The sequence below is a fragment of the Kribbella qitaiheensis genome, assembly GCF_042657745.1.
In the GTDB taxonomy this organism is placed as follows: Bacteria; Actinomycetota; Actinomycetes; order Propionibacteriales; family Kribbellaceae; genus Kribbella; species Kribbella qitaiheensis.
Window position 1 is genome coordinate 25998 of record NZ_JBHSKE010000018.1, and the last position, 14697, is coordinate 40694.

Below are 14697 nucleotides of genomic sequence, written 5' to 3' on the forward strand. Positions count from 1 at the left end.
GGTCATCGCCATTGGCGCTTGGGCGGCGCTGGTTTCTCGGCCAGCGCCCTGGCTCTGGCGCGTAATCGGTCGGAGTCGCAGACCGCGGCCGCGACCAGCAGGTGCAGGGTCATCGAGCTCAGGTCGGACAGGCCGCTCTCGTTCAGCGAGGCCGCCGAGACGTAGCCGAGCAGCAGCGCGCCGCTCGCCTTCACGAACGGCGTCGGCGCGCGGAGTACCGAGACCCAGGCGACGATCATCGCGATGCCGACGATCGTGACCGCGAGCAGACCTGTCTCCCAATAGAGACTCAGCCAGCTGTTGTCGATCGCCATCACGTCGATGTCGCCCTCGCCGCGCCGCAGCAGGACCCGTTTGTTGCCGAGCCCGTGCCCGATGATCGCGGTCTGCACCGACACCTCTTCGTCGAGCACGTACTGCCAGCTGGTGGTCCGGCCGCTCAGCGAGCTGATCTGCTTGGTGCCCTGGCCGCGCAACAGCCAGGTGTGCAGCGACGGGATGATCAGGAACGCCAGCCCCATCAACCCCGGCACGGAGATCGACGCGATTCGTCCCCACCAGGTCTTCCGGGTCAGCAGCAGCGCGAGCACCAACCCGAAGGCGACGGCCGCGGCCGCGGTACGGGTGCGGCTCAGCGCGACCAGCACCAGGCCGAGGCCGACGCAGGCGCTCGCCGGGAAGAAGGTCAGCTTGCGGGACACGAACGCGATGATCGCCAGGCCCAGCAGGATCGCGCCGACCTCGCCGACGCGCGGTGGCAGCATCGGGATGAGGACGCCCTGCAGGCGGTAGCCGGTGCCGAACGCGCTCAGCGGCCGCCAGGCCACCTCCGGTCGCCAGATCAGGCTCAGCACGACCGTCAGCGCCAGCAGCAGATGAGCCAGCAGGTGGGCCCGGATCAACCGCTCCGGCTCCCGGATCAGCGGCCGCCACAGCATGAACAGCAGGAACAACCCGATCATCAACCGCGCCAACCGCAGCAGCGGACCGCCTGGATCGGCCAGCAGGAAGGCGGTGGCGCTCGCGAACAGCACATAGCCGACGTAGATGCTCGTGGTCGGGCTGAGCCGGGTCCGGAAGCCCGGCTTGGTCGCCGCCAGGGTCACCAGGAAGATCACCCCGAGCAGGACGCCCTTCATCAGGCTGTTCGTCGACCCTGTCGTGCCTTGCGGAGCAACGGCCCTGGAGGACCACGGCTGCACGCCGAGCACCAGCAGGCACCACATGACCATCCATAGCCAGCTCGACTTGTCGGGCTCGGCCTGGGGGGTGGTCCCCGGCACCGGCGGTGCCGTCAGGGTCATCGGCGCACCGTCAGCGGATCGGCGGCGCGGCAGGCTCGGCCGGGCTGAAGTTCAGCGGGATCCCCAAGGTCTCGTCGTGCCGCGAAGCACCGATCAGTACGACGCCCAGCACCGGCGCGCCCGCGAACTTCAGGGCGGCGGTGAGCCGGGTCAGGTCGGTCTCCTTGTCGTGGCCGACCTGAACCACCAGCACCGAGGCGTCGACGGCGGCGGCCAACGGAGAGATCCCGTGCCGGCCGACGGAGGCCGGGCCGTGGATGACGACGGAGTACCCAGGGGGCAGGTCCGCCACGATGCCCGGCACCAGGGACGGGCCGACGGCGAGCGCCGACTCCTCCTGGCTCAGACCGGGCGGCAGCACGTAGAGGTCGGCCACCGTGCCCGGGCGGAACAACTTGCGCGCCCGGACCGCGCGGGTCGCGGCCGGCTCGGTGACGAGATCGGTCAGGCCCTCGTGATCGGTGACGTGCGAGAGCAGCGGCGTGCCGCGCAGATCGGCCAGCACCAGCAGGGTTTCCCGGCCGTCGCGGGCACTCGCCTCTGCCATCGCGAGCGCGATACCGGCCGAGTTCGGTGTCGGCGAGGCCGACACGACGAGCAGCGCGCCGGCGCCACTGGCACCGATCCCGCGGGGGTTCAGCTCGCGACGCGCCAGCGCACCACTCGCCTCGGTGCCCAGCGAGGTGACTTCTGAGGGTGGCAGTTGCGGCGCGGCGCGGCGCCAGAACCGGCGGCGCCCGATGGAGGCGGTGATGACCGGCGAGCCGGCGGCGCGGGCGGCCTGGTCGCGGGTCAGCACGAACGGGCTCAGGTGCGTGAAGAGCAGTGCGACGCCGAAACCGAGCACGAGCCCGAGGATCGCGCCGACGGTGATGTCGCGCATCACCAGCGGCGACGAGGTCGCGGTGTCCTTGGTGGCCGGGGTGACCAGTTGGCTGCTCGCGCCGACGCCGGACAGCGCCTTGTTCATCGCGGCGGCGTCGTCGGCGGCCTGCCGGGCCTCGGTGGCCAGGCCGACCCGCTGGTCCCGCAACGCCGCGGCGGTCTGGGTGTCGCCCCGTTCCACGGCCTCGGAGATCTGGCTGACCAGCGTCTTCGACTGGGCCGTCGCGGTCTTCGCCCGGTCCGACGCCTGGCTGGCCAGCGTGACCAGCAACTGCTTGGCCTCGGTACTGCGCTGGGCAAGGTAGATCCGCGCGATCGCGTTCGCCCGGCGGACCGCCTCGTCGGCGGTCGGGCCGTCGATGGTGATCAGGTAGGCGTTGTCGGTGACCGCCTTCACCCGGGTCACCCCGGCGAGCGCCTGCACCGAGTCGTCGGTGGTCGGAAGTTCGAGGGATTTGGCGACCTCACGCAGGATCGTCGGGCTCGCCATCACCCGGGCCTGCGTCTCGGCCGGCAGGTCCAGGCCCAGTGGGCCGGTCTTGTCCGCGCCGGTCGGCAGGTTGCCGACCAGGGCCGGCGGCACGGCCGGACCGATCACCACCTGGCTGGACGCGGTCCACCGCTCGGTCTGCGACAGCGAGAAGACAGCGGCTCCGACGGTGCCAAGCAGGATGCAGCCGATGATCAGCCACTTGTGCCTGAGCAGCGCCTGGGCGGTGTCCCGCCAGACCACGGTGCCCGGTTCCATCCGGCCCCCCATTCGAGTTCGACGGCCCAGGATATAGGCATCAGGAGGCCGTCGTTACCGGCCCCGGACCGGGCCACTGGTCAAACCCTCACTTTGTGTGGCCTACTCTCCTGTCGGGGGATTCACGAACCATGTGCGGCGCCGGGATGGCGCCTGTCCGAGGGGGGACACCGCGGTATGAAGAAGAGATGGCTGCTCGCGCGCCTGGGGGTCGTGGGCATCCTGCTGGCGACCACGCTGGCACCGACGCCCGCCCAGAGCATCAGCGCCTCGCTCTCGGCGCAGGACAGCCCGGTCTGGCAGACCAACGCAAGTGTCCAGGGCATCGCCGTCGCGGCCGGGAAGGCCTATGTCGGCGGTCGTTTCACCAGCGTCCGCCCGCCGGGCTCGGCGCTGGGCACCAACGAGGTCGGGCAGGCCTACCTGGCCGCCTTCGACGCGGGCACCGGCGACCTGGTCGCCGCGTTCAACCCGGTCCTCAACGGCCAGGTGTACGCCGTGGCCGCGTCGGCCGACGGCTCCCGGCTCTACGTCGGCGGTGACTTCACCACCGTGAACGGCGTGACCCGCAACCGGATCGCGGCCTTCGACACCGCCACCGGCGCGCTGGTGACGAACTGGAAGCCCTCGGTCTCGTACCGGGTCAAGACCATCTCCGTGTCCGGCGACACCGTGTACTTCGGCGGCTCGTTCGGCCTGGTCAACAACGTGGAGCGGCTCCGGCTGGCAGCGGTCACCGGCGACGTCGGCACGCTGTTGCCGTGGGCACCGGCCGTCAACGGCGACGTGTACGCCGTGGACGTGGCCGACGACGCCTCCAAGGTCTACGCGGGCGGCCAGTTCAGCATCGTCAACGGCACGAACCAGAACACGGTCTCCAGCCTCGACCCGACCACGGGCGCGGTGCTCCCGTTCCCCGCTGCCTCGGCGGTCCCGCCGCCGAACGGCTCCTGCACCACCCGGGTCAAGGCGATCGACGCCAGCGGCGACACGGTGTACTTCGGCAACGGCGGCGACGGCGGCGGTTGCTTCGACGGCACCTGGGCGGCGGACATCGCCACCGGCGCGCTGAAGTGGAAGAACCAGTGCCTGGGCGCGACCGAGGCCCTCAAGGTCGTCAACGGCTGGCTCTACAAGGGTTCGCACGCGCACGACTGCGCCAACGCCGGCGCGGGCGGTTTCCCGCAGGGCGCCGGCTACCGGTTCCTGCTGACCGAGTCCCTCGAGGACGGCACGCTCGGCCCGTGGTACCCGAACACCAACGCCGGTCCGCCCACCGAGGTCGGTCCGCTGGCCTTCGCGACCGGCGGCTCGGATCTGTGGGTCGGCGGCGACTTCACCCAGACCAACGGCCTCGGCCAGCAGGGTCTGACCCGCTTCACCAACGCGGGCCCGGGCGCCGCTCCGGCCAAGCCGGCGAAGCTCCTGCCCTACAGCGTCCAGCCGGGCGTAGTACAGGTGCACTTCCAGACCGTGGTGGACAACGACGACACCACGCTGACCTACCGGCTGCTGAAGGGTTTCAGCAACACCACGATCGCGACCTGGACGGCGAAGTCGACCTTCTGGGACCGCCCGTGGCTGCACTACACCGACGCCGACGTGACGCCCGGTGAGGTGACGAACTACCGGGTCGAGGTGACCGACGGCAGCACGACGCTCCGGGGCAACTACTCGGACCCGCTCACGGTGGCGACCACCGCGAGCACGGCGTACGACCAGATCATTGCCTCCGACGGTCCGCAGGCGTACTGGCGGCTCGGTGAGCCGGTCGGCACGACCACCTCGGTGGACGCCTCCGGCCAGAGCAACAACGGCACCTTCACCGGGATGACGCTCGGCAGCGCCGGCGCCGTCGCCGGGAACACCGCGGCGACGATCAGCACCACCACCGGCCGGATGGTCGGCGAGAAGGCGTACAGCATGCCGCAGCAATTCACGGTGGAGGCCTGGGTCAAGCAGTCCGTCACCCGCGGCGGACGGATCATCGGCTTCGGCAACTCCAAGACCGGCAACAGCAGTTCCACCGACCGGATGCTGTACATGCGCTCGAACGGCCAGCTCACGTTCGGCGTCAACGACGGGGTCAGGCAGACGATCAACAGCGCGTCGAACAAGAACGACGGCCAGTGGCACCACGTCGTCGGCACCTTCGACAACGGCGCGATGCAGCTGTACGTCGACGGCGTGTCGGCCGGCAGCCTGACCACCGGCCAGGCATCTGTGTACTACGGCTGGTGGCGGGTCGGGTACGACAACATCAACAGTTGGTCCGGCGGTGGCGCGACCCAGACGAACATGGCCATCGACGAGGCCGCGGTCTATCCCTACGCACTGACCGCGGCGCAGGTGCAGGCCCACTTCAGTGCCCGCTGAGCGGACGGCTAGCCTCCTATAGCACAAAGTCATAACGCCGGTGGGAAGTCGTCTTCCTGACGACCTCCCACCGGGGTTAGATTCGCGTGCTATTGGCCCCGCCCAGCCCCAGTCCGAAGGACTTTGATGAAAAAGCTTGTTCTGGCAGTCGTGACGGCTGCCGCCGTACTAGCCGCTGCGCTGATCCCGTCCGGAGCACCGGTGGAGGCCGCCCAGCCGGGCTTCGCCTCCGCGGTCTCGACGATCAAGCAGCTGTCATGGCAGACCAACGCCAGCGTGAACGCGCTCGCGGTCTCCGGGAACACCGTCTTCGCGGGCGGTCTGTTCACCCGGATCCGCCAGCCAGGCAAACCGGCCGGACAGGGTGAGGCCGTCCGGACCTACATCGCCGCGTTCAACCGCACCACCGGCGCGCCGACGACATTCGCACCGAAACTCAACGGCGCCGTCTGGAGCATCGCGACCAGCCCGGACGGCAACTGGGTCGTGATCGGCGGCGACTTCACCACCGTCAACGGCCTGCCCCGCAAGCACATCGCGATGTTCAGCGTGGTCACCGGCCGGATCGTGTCCGCCTGGGACCCGGTGGTCAGCTACCGCGTCAAGGCCCTGGCGATCAACCAGTACAACAGGGTCTTCCTGGGCGGCTCGTTCGGCCTGGTCGACGGCCAGGTGCGCAACCGGCTGGCCGCGCTCCGGCTGATCCAGGGCGACCTGCTGGCGTGGAACCCGAACGCCGACGACGACGTGTACGCGATCGACGTGTCCGACGACGGCAACAAGGTGTTCGTCGGCGGCCCGTTCAAGACGCTGCGCGGTCTCGACCACTACTCGCTGGCGATGCTGAACACCACGACCGGCGCGGCCTACACGATGCCCGCCGCCGCGGCCATCCCGAAGCCGACGGCGACGTGCACCACCCGGGTGAAGGACATCGACACCCTCGGCAACAAGGTCTTCGTCTCCAACGGCGGTGACGGCTCGGGCTGCTACGACGGCGTGCTCGCCGCCGACGTGACCACCGGCAAACTGCTGTGGAAGAACACCTGCCTGGGCGCGACCGAGGCGATCAAGGCCATCGGCAACTGGGTCTACAAGGGCTCGCACGCGCACAACTGCAGCTCCAGCGGCGCTTTCGGCGACGGCACCGGCACCCACTACCTGCTGGTCGAGAGCGCCGTCAACGGCCAGCTCGGCCCGTGGTTCCCGAACACCGACGCGGGCGGCACTACCAAGGTCGGCCCGTTGGCGATGGCGTCCGGCGGCAACGACCTGTGGGTCGGCGGCGACTTCGGCAAGGTCAACAACACCGTCCAGCAGGGCCTGACCCGGTTCACGAACGTGCCGGGGGGCGCGTTCCCGTTGACGCCCAAGGCACCGACGTTGGCCAGCACGGTGGCCAACCAGGTCACGGTGAAGTTCACCGACGGCTACGACCTGGACAACATCCTGCTGACCTACAACGTCTTCCGGGGCTCGACCCTGATCAAGACCTACAAGTACTACACGTACTACTGGCGGGCACGGGCGACCACGACCTTCGTCGACACCGGTGTGAAGAGCGGCCAGACAGTGAGCTACCACGTCGAGGTCCACGACGGACGCAACATCCGGAAGGGGCCGGCGGCGTCGGTGAAGGTCCGGTGATCCGGGCCGTGTGACCCTACGCCGCACCAGGCGGCGCAAAGGGGTACATCCTTGAGGGGGGATGTTTTGAAGAAGGTGGGGATACTCGCGCTGGGTGGGGCGCTGGTGGCAGCTTTGCTGGCACCAGCGCCCGCTCAGAGCATCGGTGCTTCGCTGTCGGCTCTGACGAGTCCGGCGTGGCAGACCAACGCCAGCGTGCAAGGACTCGCGGTGGCGAACGGCAAGGCGTACGTCGGGGGACGTTTCACCACGGTGCGGCCACCGGGCGCCACGGCCGGTACCAACGAACAGGCGCGGACCTATCTGGCCGCGTTCGACCAGAGCACCGGTTCGCTCGACACCGGGTTCGACCACGTCCTGAACGGCATGGTCTGGGCGATCGCGGCCTCGGCCGACGGTTCCCGGGTCTTCGTCGGCGGTGACTTCACCAAGGTCGACGGCCAGACCCGCAACCGGATCGCGGCCTTCGACACCGCGACGGGCGCCCTGGTCACCAACTGGAAGCCGTCCGTCTCCTACCGGGTCAAGGCCCTCGCGGTCTCCGGCAGCGCGGTCTACCTGGGCGGCTCGTTCGGCCTGGTCAACAACATCGCCCGGCCGCGGCTGGCCGCGGTGACGACCAGTACCGCGACGCTGCTCCCCTGGGCGCCGCAGATGGACAACGACGTCTACGCCATCGATGTGGCCGACGACGGCTCCAGGGTCTTTGCGGGTGGCAACTTCTCAGCGGCGACCGGGTGTACTTCGCCAACGCCGGTGACGGTGGCGGCTGCTTCGACGGCACCTGGGCGGCGGACGTCGGCTCGGGAAACCTGCTGTGGAAGAACAACTGCCTGGGCGCGACCGAGGCCATCACGGTCGTGAACGGCTGGCTCTACAAGGGTTCCCACGCACATGACTGCAGCTATCTCGGCGGCAACGGGTTCCCGCAAGGCGCGGGCCGCTTCCTGTTGACGCAGAACCTCGACACCGGCGAGCTCGGCCCGTGGTTCCCGAACACGAACACCGGTGCACCGACCCAGGTGGGCCCGCTCGTGTCGGCGACCGGTGGCAGCGATCTCTGGGTCGGCGGCGACTTCACCACGGTGAACGGTGCCACCCAGCAGGGGTTGGTCCGCTTCACCAACACAGGACCGGGGGCGGCTCCGGCCAAGCCCGCCAAGGTGGTTCCGGTCAGCTACAAGGCGGGCCAGGTCAAGGTCAACTTCCAGACCGTCGTCGACAACGACGACATCACCCTGACCTACCGAGTACTGCGCAGCTTCAGCAACGCCACGGTCGCCACCTACACGGCGGACTCGAGGTTCTGGAGCCGGCCGTGGCTGTCCTTCACAGACACCGGCCTGACCCCGGGCTCGTCCCAGGTCTACCGGATCGAGGTCACCGACGGGAACAGCACCCTGCGAGGCGACTACTCCCTCCCGGTCACCGTGGCCGCTGTCGACGCGCCGTATGACCAGCAGGTGCTGGCGGACGGGCCTACGGCGTACTGGCGGCTCGGGGAGCCGAACGGGACGGCCACAGCGACCGACTCGTCCGGTCAGAACAACACCGGCCCGTACTCCGGGGTCAGCCTGGGCGTCGCCGGTGCGCTGACGAGCGGCAACACCGCGGGTGACTTCACCGGGAACGGCCGGATGATCGGGCAGACCGCGATCAGCCAGCCGCAGACCTTCAGCGTGGAGGCGTGGTACCGGACGACGTCGACACAGGGCGGCAAGCTCGTCGGCTTCGGCAACAGTTCGAACGGGACGAGCGGCCAGTACGACCGGCACCTCTACCTGCAGAACGACGGCTCCGTCACCTTCGGGATCTACGACGGGTCCACCCGGACGATCAGTTCGGCGCCGGGCACCAACGACGGCGACTGGCACCACGTGGTCGGCACGTTCGCACCGGGCTCTATGAAGTTCTACCTCGACGGGGTCCTGCAGGGCACCCAGAGTGTGAACAACGCCGAGGGCTACACCGGCTACTGGCGGATCGGCAACGACAACCTGAACGCCTGGCCGAACCAGCCGGCGAGCAGCGGGCTGGCAGGCACCATCGACGAAGTGGCGATCTACCCGGCCGCACTCAGCGCGGACCAGGTCCAGACCCACTTCGACGCACGCTAGAAGGAGCGCTTGGGGTCTGCCTGCAACGGGCAGGCCCCAAGCGTCACCGTCTGCTGGCAGCGGTCCTGTGGACGGCGATGGCCCGGTGGGCTTCGTGCCACCACAGGAGCAGAGTGCAGAAGGAAGCGGTGGCGAGTCCCCAGGCAGCGCCCTTGGCGCCGCCCAGGAACGCCCCTCCGATGCCCGCGACGATCAGGATCACCGAGGACACCAGTCGGACGCGCAATCCCCTGGTAGCGGCCGCCAGTGCCCGGATGATCGCGAACGCGCCGGCGTTGGAAGCTCCGAACGCCTGCAGCAGGATCACCGGCACCATCACGGCGCTCGCCTGGGCCCAGACGCCCTGGCCCAGCAGCCATTCCCCCACGTCGTCGGGCAGCAGCAGGAAGACCGCTCCCCAGGCCAAGGCACCCGCACCGACGCCCAGCGAGATCGCCAGGCCCACGAGCCACAGCCGCCGGTAGGAGTGCCTGAGGGCCCGAGCCGCCTCCGGTACTGCGACCACCCGGATCCCCTGGTTCAGCACGTTCACCGGGCCCAGGAGGACCTGCGCGCCGCGGATACCGGCCGTGGCCGCGATTCCCGCGGCGGCGGTGATCCCGAGCATGTACACCTGGATCGTGCCGCTCACCGCGAGCATCTCCCCTACGTACTTGGGGGTGAGGTCCCAGTGGGTCTTCACCCACTCCTGGATGAGTTGCCGGCGCGGCGCCAACCTGGTCTGGAACCGACCTGCGATGGCGGCCACCACCGCGCCCAGGCCCCACGCCAGCGTCAGCGAGAACGCCGTCGCCGCGTCGGCCAGGTAGAGCGCCGCGAAGAAGACTCCCATCGCGAGCAACCAGATCAGGTCGTTCAGGAACGCCCGGCCGCCTTCACCGACGACGAAGAAGGCCCAGCGCCAGGCATCCTGCAGCAGCAGGCCCGGCATCGTGACCGCGAACGCGATCAGCACGCCCTTCGACGGGACCGCGGGGACCGCCGCGATCGCCAGCGCGACGAGCATGGAGAGCAGGCCGACGAGCACCGCGGTCGCAGTACTGGCCCTGACGGCTCGTTCCCAGTCCGGGCTGCGGCTGCCGGTGTAGCGCACCGCCAGCGGCTCGGTCGCGACGGCCCGCGAGACGTTCAGGGCGATCGTGTAGCCGCCGAACGCGAGCGCGTAGACGCCGAAGTCGGCGACGCTGCCGCTGCGGGCGACGAAGACCCCGACGGCCAGGTTGCTCAGGCTGGACAGGCCCTGATCGGCCAGTCCCCAACCCGCCCGGCCGGCCGGTCCGGCCAGTTTCCGAAACTTCAAGAAACCGGCCGCGGCGGCCGGCGCAGGATGCCGACCCCGAAGCGCGGAATGCCCAGCACGTACCGGCGCCAGAGCCGGCGTGGCTCCTTGTAGAGCCGGTAGCTCCACTCCAGCCCGGACCGCTGCATCCAGCCCGGCGCCCGGTCGAGCCGGCCGGTGTGGAAGTCGAACGCGGCACCGACGCCGATCAGGATCGCGGCGTCCAGCCGGTCCCGGTGCTCGGCCATCCAGCGCTCCTGCTTGGGCGCGCCGAGCCCGACCCAGATGATGTCCGGCTTCGCCTCGTTCAGCCGGTCCACGATCTCGGCGTCCTCGGCCTCGGTCAGCGCCCGGTACGGCGGTGAGTACGCGCCGGCCACCTGCAGCCCCGGGTGCCGCCCGACGAAGTTCTCCCGCAACTGATCGGCGACCCCGTCGGCCCCGCCGTAGAAGTACTGCGACCAGCCGCGCTCGGCCGCCTCGGCCATCACCCGCTCGAGCAGGTCCGGCCCGCAGACCCGGGCCATCCGGTCGAAGCCGGCCCGCTTGCCCGCCCAGACCAGCGGCATCCCGTCCGCGACGGTGAGTCCGGAGTTGTTGTAGACCTCGGTGAGGTGCTCGTCGGCACGGGCGTGCAGCACGGAGTTCATGTCCGAGACGCAGACCAGGTGGCGCTCGCCCCAGGCGATCCAGCGCGCGAACGTCTCGACGGTGTCGTCCATGTCGGTGACACTGACATGGATCCCGAGCACGTCGACCCGGGGGTGCGGCCGGTCGGTGGGACGCTCCGATCCCGGTGTGAAGTGCTGGTCGGTCAGCTCGGCAGTCATTGCTCAGTCCTCGCGGGTCAGGATGTCGAGATCGGCATCCACCATGATGCGGACGAGTTCCGGCACGTGGACCTGGGCCTTCCAGCCCAGCTCCTCCAGTGCCTTCGAGGCGTCACCGATCAGCGAGTCCACCTCGGTCGGCCGCTCGTACCGCGCGTCGTAGTCGACGAAGTCCTTCCAGTCCATCCCGGCGTGCTCGAAGGCCAGCGAGACGAACTCCCGCACCGAGTACGACGTACCGGTGGCGATCACGAAGTCCGCCGGGGTGTCGTGCTGGAGCATCCGCCACATGCCCTCGACGTACTCCGGTGCGTAGCCCCAGTCGCGGCAGGCCTGCAGGTTGCCGAGGTACAGCCGCTTCTCCCGGCCCAGCTTGATCCGGGCCACCGCCCGGGTGATCTTGCGGGTCACGAAGGTCTCGCCGCGGCGCGGGCTCTCGTGGTTGAACAGGATCCCGTTCACCGCGAACATGTCGTAGGCCTCGCGGTAGTTCCGCGTCATCCAGTAGCTGTAGAGCTTGGCGGCGCCGTACGGCGAGCGTGGGGAGAACGGGGTGTCCTCGTTCTGCGGCGGCGGGGTGGCGCCGAACATCTCCGAGCTGCTGGCCTGGTAGAACCGGCAGTCCAGCCCGATCATCCGGATCGCCTCGAGCAGCCGGGTGGTCCCCATCCCGGTGGTGTCGCCGGTGTACTCGGGCTCGTCGAAGCTGACCCGGACGTGGCTCTGCGCGGCCAGGTGGTAGACCTCGTGCGGCTGGATCGACGCGAGCAACGTGACGAGTCGCGACCCGTCGGTGAGGTCGCCGTAGTGCAGGAACAGCCGCTTGTCCTGCTCGTGCGGATCCGTGTACAGGTGGTCGATCCGGTGCGTGTTGAACGTGCTGGCACGACGGATGAGGCCGTGCACCTCGTACCCCTTGCTCAACAGCAGCTCGGCCAGGTACGAACCGTCCTGACCGGTGATCCCCGTGATCAGGGCCTTTCTCATGCCTCGCCCCTCAGGTGCTCGAGGTACCAGGCATACGTGCTCGCGACGCCCCGCTCGAGGTCGGTCGAGGGCTTCCAGCCCAGGGCCCGCAGCCGGCTCACGTCGAGCAGCTTGCGCGGGGTGCCGTCAGGCTTGGACAGGTCGTTGCCGATCGCACCGGTGTAGCCGACGACGCGGGCCACCAGTTCGGCGAGCTCGCGGATCGTCACGTCCTCACCGACCCCGACGTTGATGGTCTGCGGGTCGTCGTAGTTCTCCAGCAGGAACAGGCACGCGTCGGCTAGGTCGTCGACGTGCAGGAACTCCCGCCGCGGCGTCCCGGTCCCCCACAGCACCACCTCGGGGGCATCCGCCTGCTTCGCGTCATGGAACCGCCGGATCAGCGCCGGCAGCACGTGCGAGCTGGTCAGGTCGAAGTTGTCGTTCGGCCCGTAGAGGTTGGTCGGCATCGCGGAGATCCAGGGCAGCCCGTACTGCCGGCGGACGGCCTGGACCTGCGTGATGCCGGCGATCTTGGCGATCGCGTACGCGTCGTTGGTCGGCTCCAGCTCGCCGGTCAGCAGGCTCGACTCGTGGATCGGCTGGGCGGCGAACTTCGGGTAGATGCAGGACGAGCCGAGGAAAAGCAGCCGCGGCGTCCGGACCTCCAGCGCGGCATCCATCAGGTTGACCTGGATCCGCAGGTTGTCGCTGAGGAACTCGGTCGGGTGGTCCCGGTTGGCCAGGATGCCGCCGACCCGGGCGGCCGCGTCGATCACCACGGCCGGCCGGTGCTCGGCCAGGAAGGCGAACGTCGCGGCGCGGTCGCGCAGGTCGAGCTCGGCGGACGTCGCGCCGATCAGGTGGGTGAAACCGTCATGTTCGAGCCGGCGCCAGATCGCCGACCCGACCAGTCCCCGGTGGCCTGCGACGTACACCGGTGACCGTCGGTCGATGACCATCAATAGGCTCCCGCTCCGTAGATCACCGCTCGCGCGGTCTTCCAGAGGATGAGCAGGTCCAGCGTCATCGACCAGTTGTCGACATAGCGGAGGTCCAGGCGGACCGACTCGTCCCAGGAGAGATCGCTGCGGCCGCTCACCTGCCACAGGCCGGTGATGCCGGGCTTGACCAGCATCCGCCGGGAGTCGTCCGCAGCGTACAGGGCGACCTCCTCCGACAGCGGGGGGCGTGGCCCGACCAGGGACATGTCGCCCCGCAATACGTTGAACAGCTGGGGCAGTTCGTCGAGCGAGAACCGGCGGATCAGCCGGCCCAGCGGCGTCATCCGCGGGTCGTCCCGCATCTTGAAGATCACGCCGTTGCCGTCGCTGAGCGCGTACAGGTCGCCGAGGCGCGCCTCGGCGTCGGCGTACATGCTGCGGAACTTGAGCATGGTGAACTCGGCGCCGCCCTTGCCGACCCGGCGCTGGTGGAACAGCACGGGTCCTGGGCTGGACAGCTTCACCGCGATGGTCACGCCGATCATCAGCGGTGCTAGCAGGATCAGCATGCCGAGAGCGAGCGTCCGGTCGAAGACCGCCTTCATCAGGTGCGGCCCACCACTCACGGACGGCCGCTCCAGGTGCAGCAGCGACAGACCTGCCACCGGGCGGATCGAGATCCGCGGGCCGGCCACCTCGATGATGCCGGGTGACACGATCAGCTCGACGCCGCGCTGCTCCAGCGCCCAGGACAACCGGCGCAGCGACTGGCCGGCCAGCTCGGGATCGGTGGCCACCGCGACCACGTCCACTGCGTGCCGGTCGACCGCGGCCAAAATGTCGGCCTCGTCGAGCTCGTCAGGCTGCAACGGGCCGCTCGAGCGGGAATCACCGCGCGGCCGGCAGGTCGCCACCACCCGGAACCCGTCCGTCGGGCGGCTCTCCAGGTGCTCACACAAAGTCGCGGCCGGCCCTGTTCGGCCGACCACGAGGACGCGGTGCATGCAGCGGCCTCGGAGACGGTGCCGGTGCAGGTCCTTGCGCAGCCCGTACCGCAGTACCAGCGCGGTTCCCACGATCACCGGGATGGCGAGCACGACGAAGCCGCGGGCGATCTCTGTCTTGGTCGCGTAAGACGCCAGGGCGACCGCGGCGGTGAGCCCGACCCCCGAGCGCAGCAGCGAGCGGAACTCGTCCGGCCCGGCGCCGAAGTACCGGGAGTCGTAGCCCTTGGACAGGGCGACCACACCGACCCATGCGAGCGGGAGCAGGCTGCTGATCAGCAGGTAGCTGCTGCCGACGTGGTACCCGAAGCGGGTCAGCAGGGCGATCGAGATACCGATCATCGCGGCCAGCAGGTCGCCACCGACCGCGGCCCAGCGATAGACGCCCACCCAGCGCGGCTCGGTCCACCGCGACGAGCGCGGCACGATCGCCGGCACCTCGTGCGGCACCACCCACCTGCCGTTCAAGGCAGGGGAATGCTCCGGAGCCGTGACCTCGCCGGGCGTCGCGGGCACGCGTCTAACTCCGCTCACACCGGCCCCTCGTCTCACGCTGCTGTCGCCCGGGCACTCTACGCCACTGCCCGGGGCAGTCTG

General features: G+C 69.5%; 11 protein-coding genes. 4 read left to right on the plus strand and 7 right to left on the minus strand.

All coding sequences use genetic code 11. The features are described 5' to 3' along the window. Positions 1-2 precede the first annotated feature (2 nt). Positions 3-1304 (minus strand): O-antigen ligase family protein, encoded by a 1302-nt coding sequence (locus tag ACFPJ1_RS15835; RefSeq protein WP_380104453.1) that lies wholly within the window; start codon positions 1302-1304, stop codon positions 3-5. A gap of 10 nt (positions 1305-1314) precedes the next feature. Beyond that, positions 1315-2937, minus strand: coding sequence for a Wzz/FepE/Etk N-terminal domain-containing protein (locus tag ACFPJ1_RS15840; protein WP_380104455.1), 1623 nt, complete (start codon positions 2935-2937; stop codon positions 1315-1317). Positions 2938-3114: 177 nt separating this feature from the next. Between ACFPJ1_RS15840 and ACFPJ1_RS15845 the strand changes: the two genes are divergently transcribed. From ACFPJ1_RS15845 to ACFPJ1_RS15860, 4 genes are all read left to right on the plus strand, one after another. After that, a complete protein-coding gene (locus ACFPJ1_RS15845) occupies positions 3115-5313 on the plus strand; it encodes a LamG-like jellyroll fold domain-containing protein (RefSeq protein ID WP_380104457.1) in 2199 nt (732 codons plus the stop codon). A gap of 126 nt (positions 5314-5439) precedes the next feature. Further along, a complete protein-coding gene (locus tag ACFPJ1_RS15850) occupies positions 5440-6960 on the plus strand; it encodes a WD40 repeat domain-containing protein (RefSeq protein ID WP_380104459.1) in 1521 nt (506 codons plus the stop codon). Between the two features lie 51 nt (positions 6961-7011). Beyond that, positions 7012-7824: a hypothetical protein gene (locus tag ACFPJ1_RS15855; protein ID WP_380104461.1), complete on the plus strand. Its 813-nt coding sequence runs from the start codon at positions 7012-7014 to the stop codon at positions 7822-7824. A 773-nt stretch (positions 7825-8597) separates the two neighbouring features. After that, complete coding sequence (locus ACFPJ1_RS15860) at positions 8598-9077, plus strand: LamG domain-containing protein (RefSeq protein ID WP_380104558.1); 480 nt, start codon at positions 8598-8600, stop codon at positions 9075-9077. Positions 9078-9120: 43 nt separating this feature from the next. On the opposite strand, the gene ACFPJ1_RS15865 is transcribed toward ACFPJ1_RS15860, so the two are convergent. Genes ACFPJ1_RS15865 through ACFPJ1_RS15885 form a run of 5 tightly spaced genes read right to left on the minus strand, consistent with a single transcriptional unit; the run spans position 9121 to position 14616 of the window. Further along, complete coding sequence (locus ACFPJ1_RS15865; RefSeq protein WP_380104463.1) at positions 9121-10377, minus strand: MATE family efflux transporter; 1257 nt, start codon at positions 10375-10377, stop codon at positions 9121-9123. Then, complete coding sequence (locus ACFPJ1_RS15870; RefSeq protein ID WP_380104465.1) at positions 10374-11186, minus strand: WecB/TagA/CpsF family glycosyltransferase; 813 nt, start codon at positions 11184-11186, stop codon at positions 10374-10376. Before ACFPJ1_RS15870 ends, ACFPJ1_RS15865 begins: the two co-directional genes overlap by 4 nt. 3 nt (positions 11187-11189) lie before the next feature. Continuing rightward, positions 11190-12173 carry a GDP-mannose 4,6-dehydratase gene (gene gmd, locus ACFPJ1_RS15875; protein WP_380104467.1) on the minus strand — a complete coding sequence of 328 codons (984 nt, stop codon included), beginning with the start codon at positions 12171-12173 and terminating at the stop codon, positions 11190-11192. Further along, positions 12170-13114, minus strand: coding sequence for a GDP-L-fucose synthase family protein (locus ACFPJ1_RS15880; protein ID WP_380104469.1), 945 nt, complete (start codon positions 13112-13114; stop codon positions 12170-12172). The genes gmd and ACFPJ1_RS15880 overlap by 4 nt, the downstream gene beginning before the upstream one ends. After that, positions 13114-14616, minus strand: coding sequence for a sugar transferase (locus ACFPJ1_RS15885; protein WP_380104471.1), 1503 nt, complete (start codon positions 14614-14616; stop codon positions 13114-13116). Before ACFPJ1_RS15885 ends, ACFPJ1_RS15880 begins: the two co-directional genes overlap by 1 nt. Between the last annotated feature and the right edge of the window lie 81 nt (positions 14617-14697).

Excerpts from the sequence above, each read along its gene's own strand:
- ACFPJ1_RS15835 (WP_380104453.1), bottom strand. The coding sequence starts at position 1,304 with ATGACCCTGACGGCACCGCCGGTGCCGGGGACCACCCCCCAGGCCGAG.
- ACFPJ1_RS15840 (WP_380104455.1), bottom strand. The coding sequence starts at position 2,937 with ATGGAACCGGGCACCGTGGTCTGGCGGGACACCGCCCAGGCGCTGCTC.
- ACFPJ1_RS15845 (WP_380104457.1), top strand. The coding sequence starts at position 3,115 with ATGAAGAAGAGATGGCTGCTCGCGCGCCTGGGGGTCGTGGGCATCCTG.
- ACFPJ1_RS15850 (WP_380104459.1), top strand. The coding sequence starts at position 5,440 with ATGAAAAAGCTTGTTCTGGCAGTCGTGACGGCTGCCGCCGTACTAGCC.
- ACFPJ1_RS15860 (WP_380104558.1), top strand. The coding sequence starts at position 8,598 with ATGATCGGGCAGACCGCGATCAGCCAGCCGCAGACCTTCAGCGTGGAG.
- ACFPJ1_RS15870 (WP_380104465.1), bottom strand. The coding sequence starts at position 11,186 with ATGACTGCCGAGCTGACCGACCAGCACTTCACACCGGGATCGGAGCGT.
- gmd (WP_380104467.1), bottom strand. The coding sequence starts at position 12,173 with ATGAGAAAGGCCCTGATCACGGGGATCACCGGTCAGGACGGTTCGTAC.
- ACFPJ1_RS15880 (WP_380104469.1), bottom strand. The coding sequence starts at position 13,114 with ATGGTCATCGACCGACGGTCACCGGTGTACGTCGCAGGCCACCGGGGA.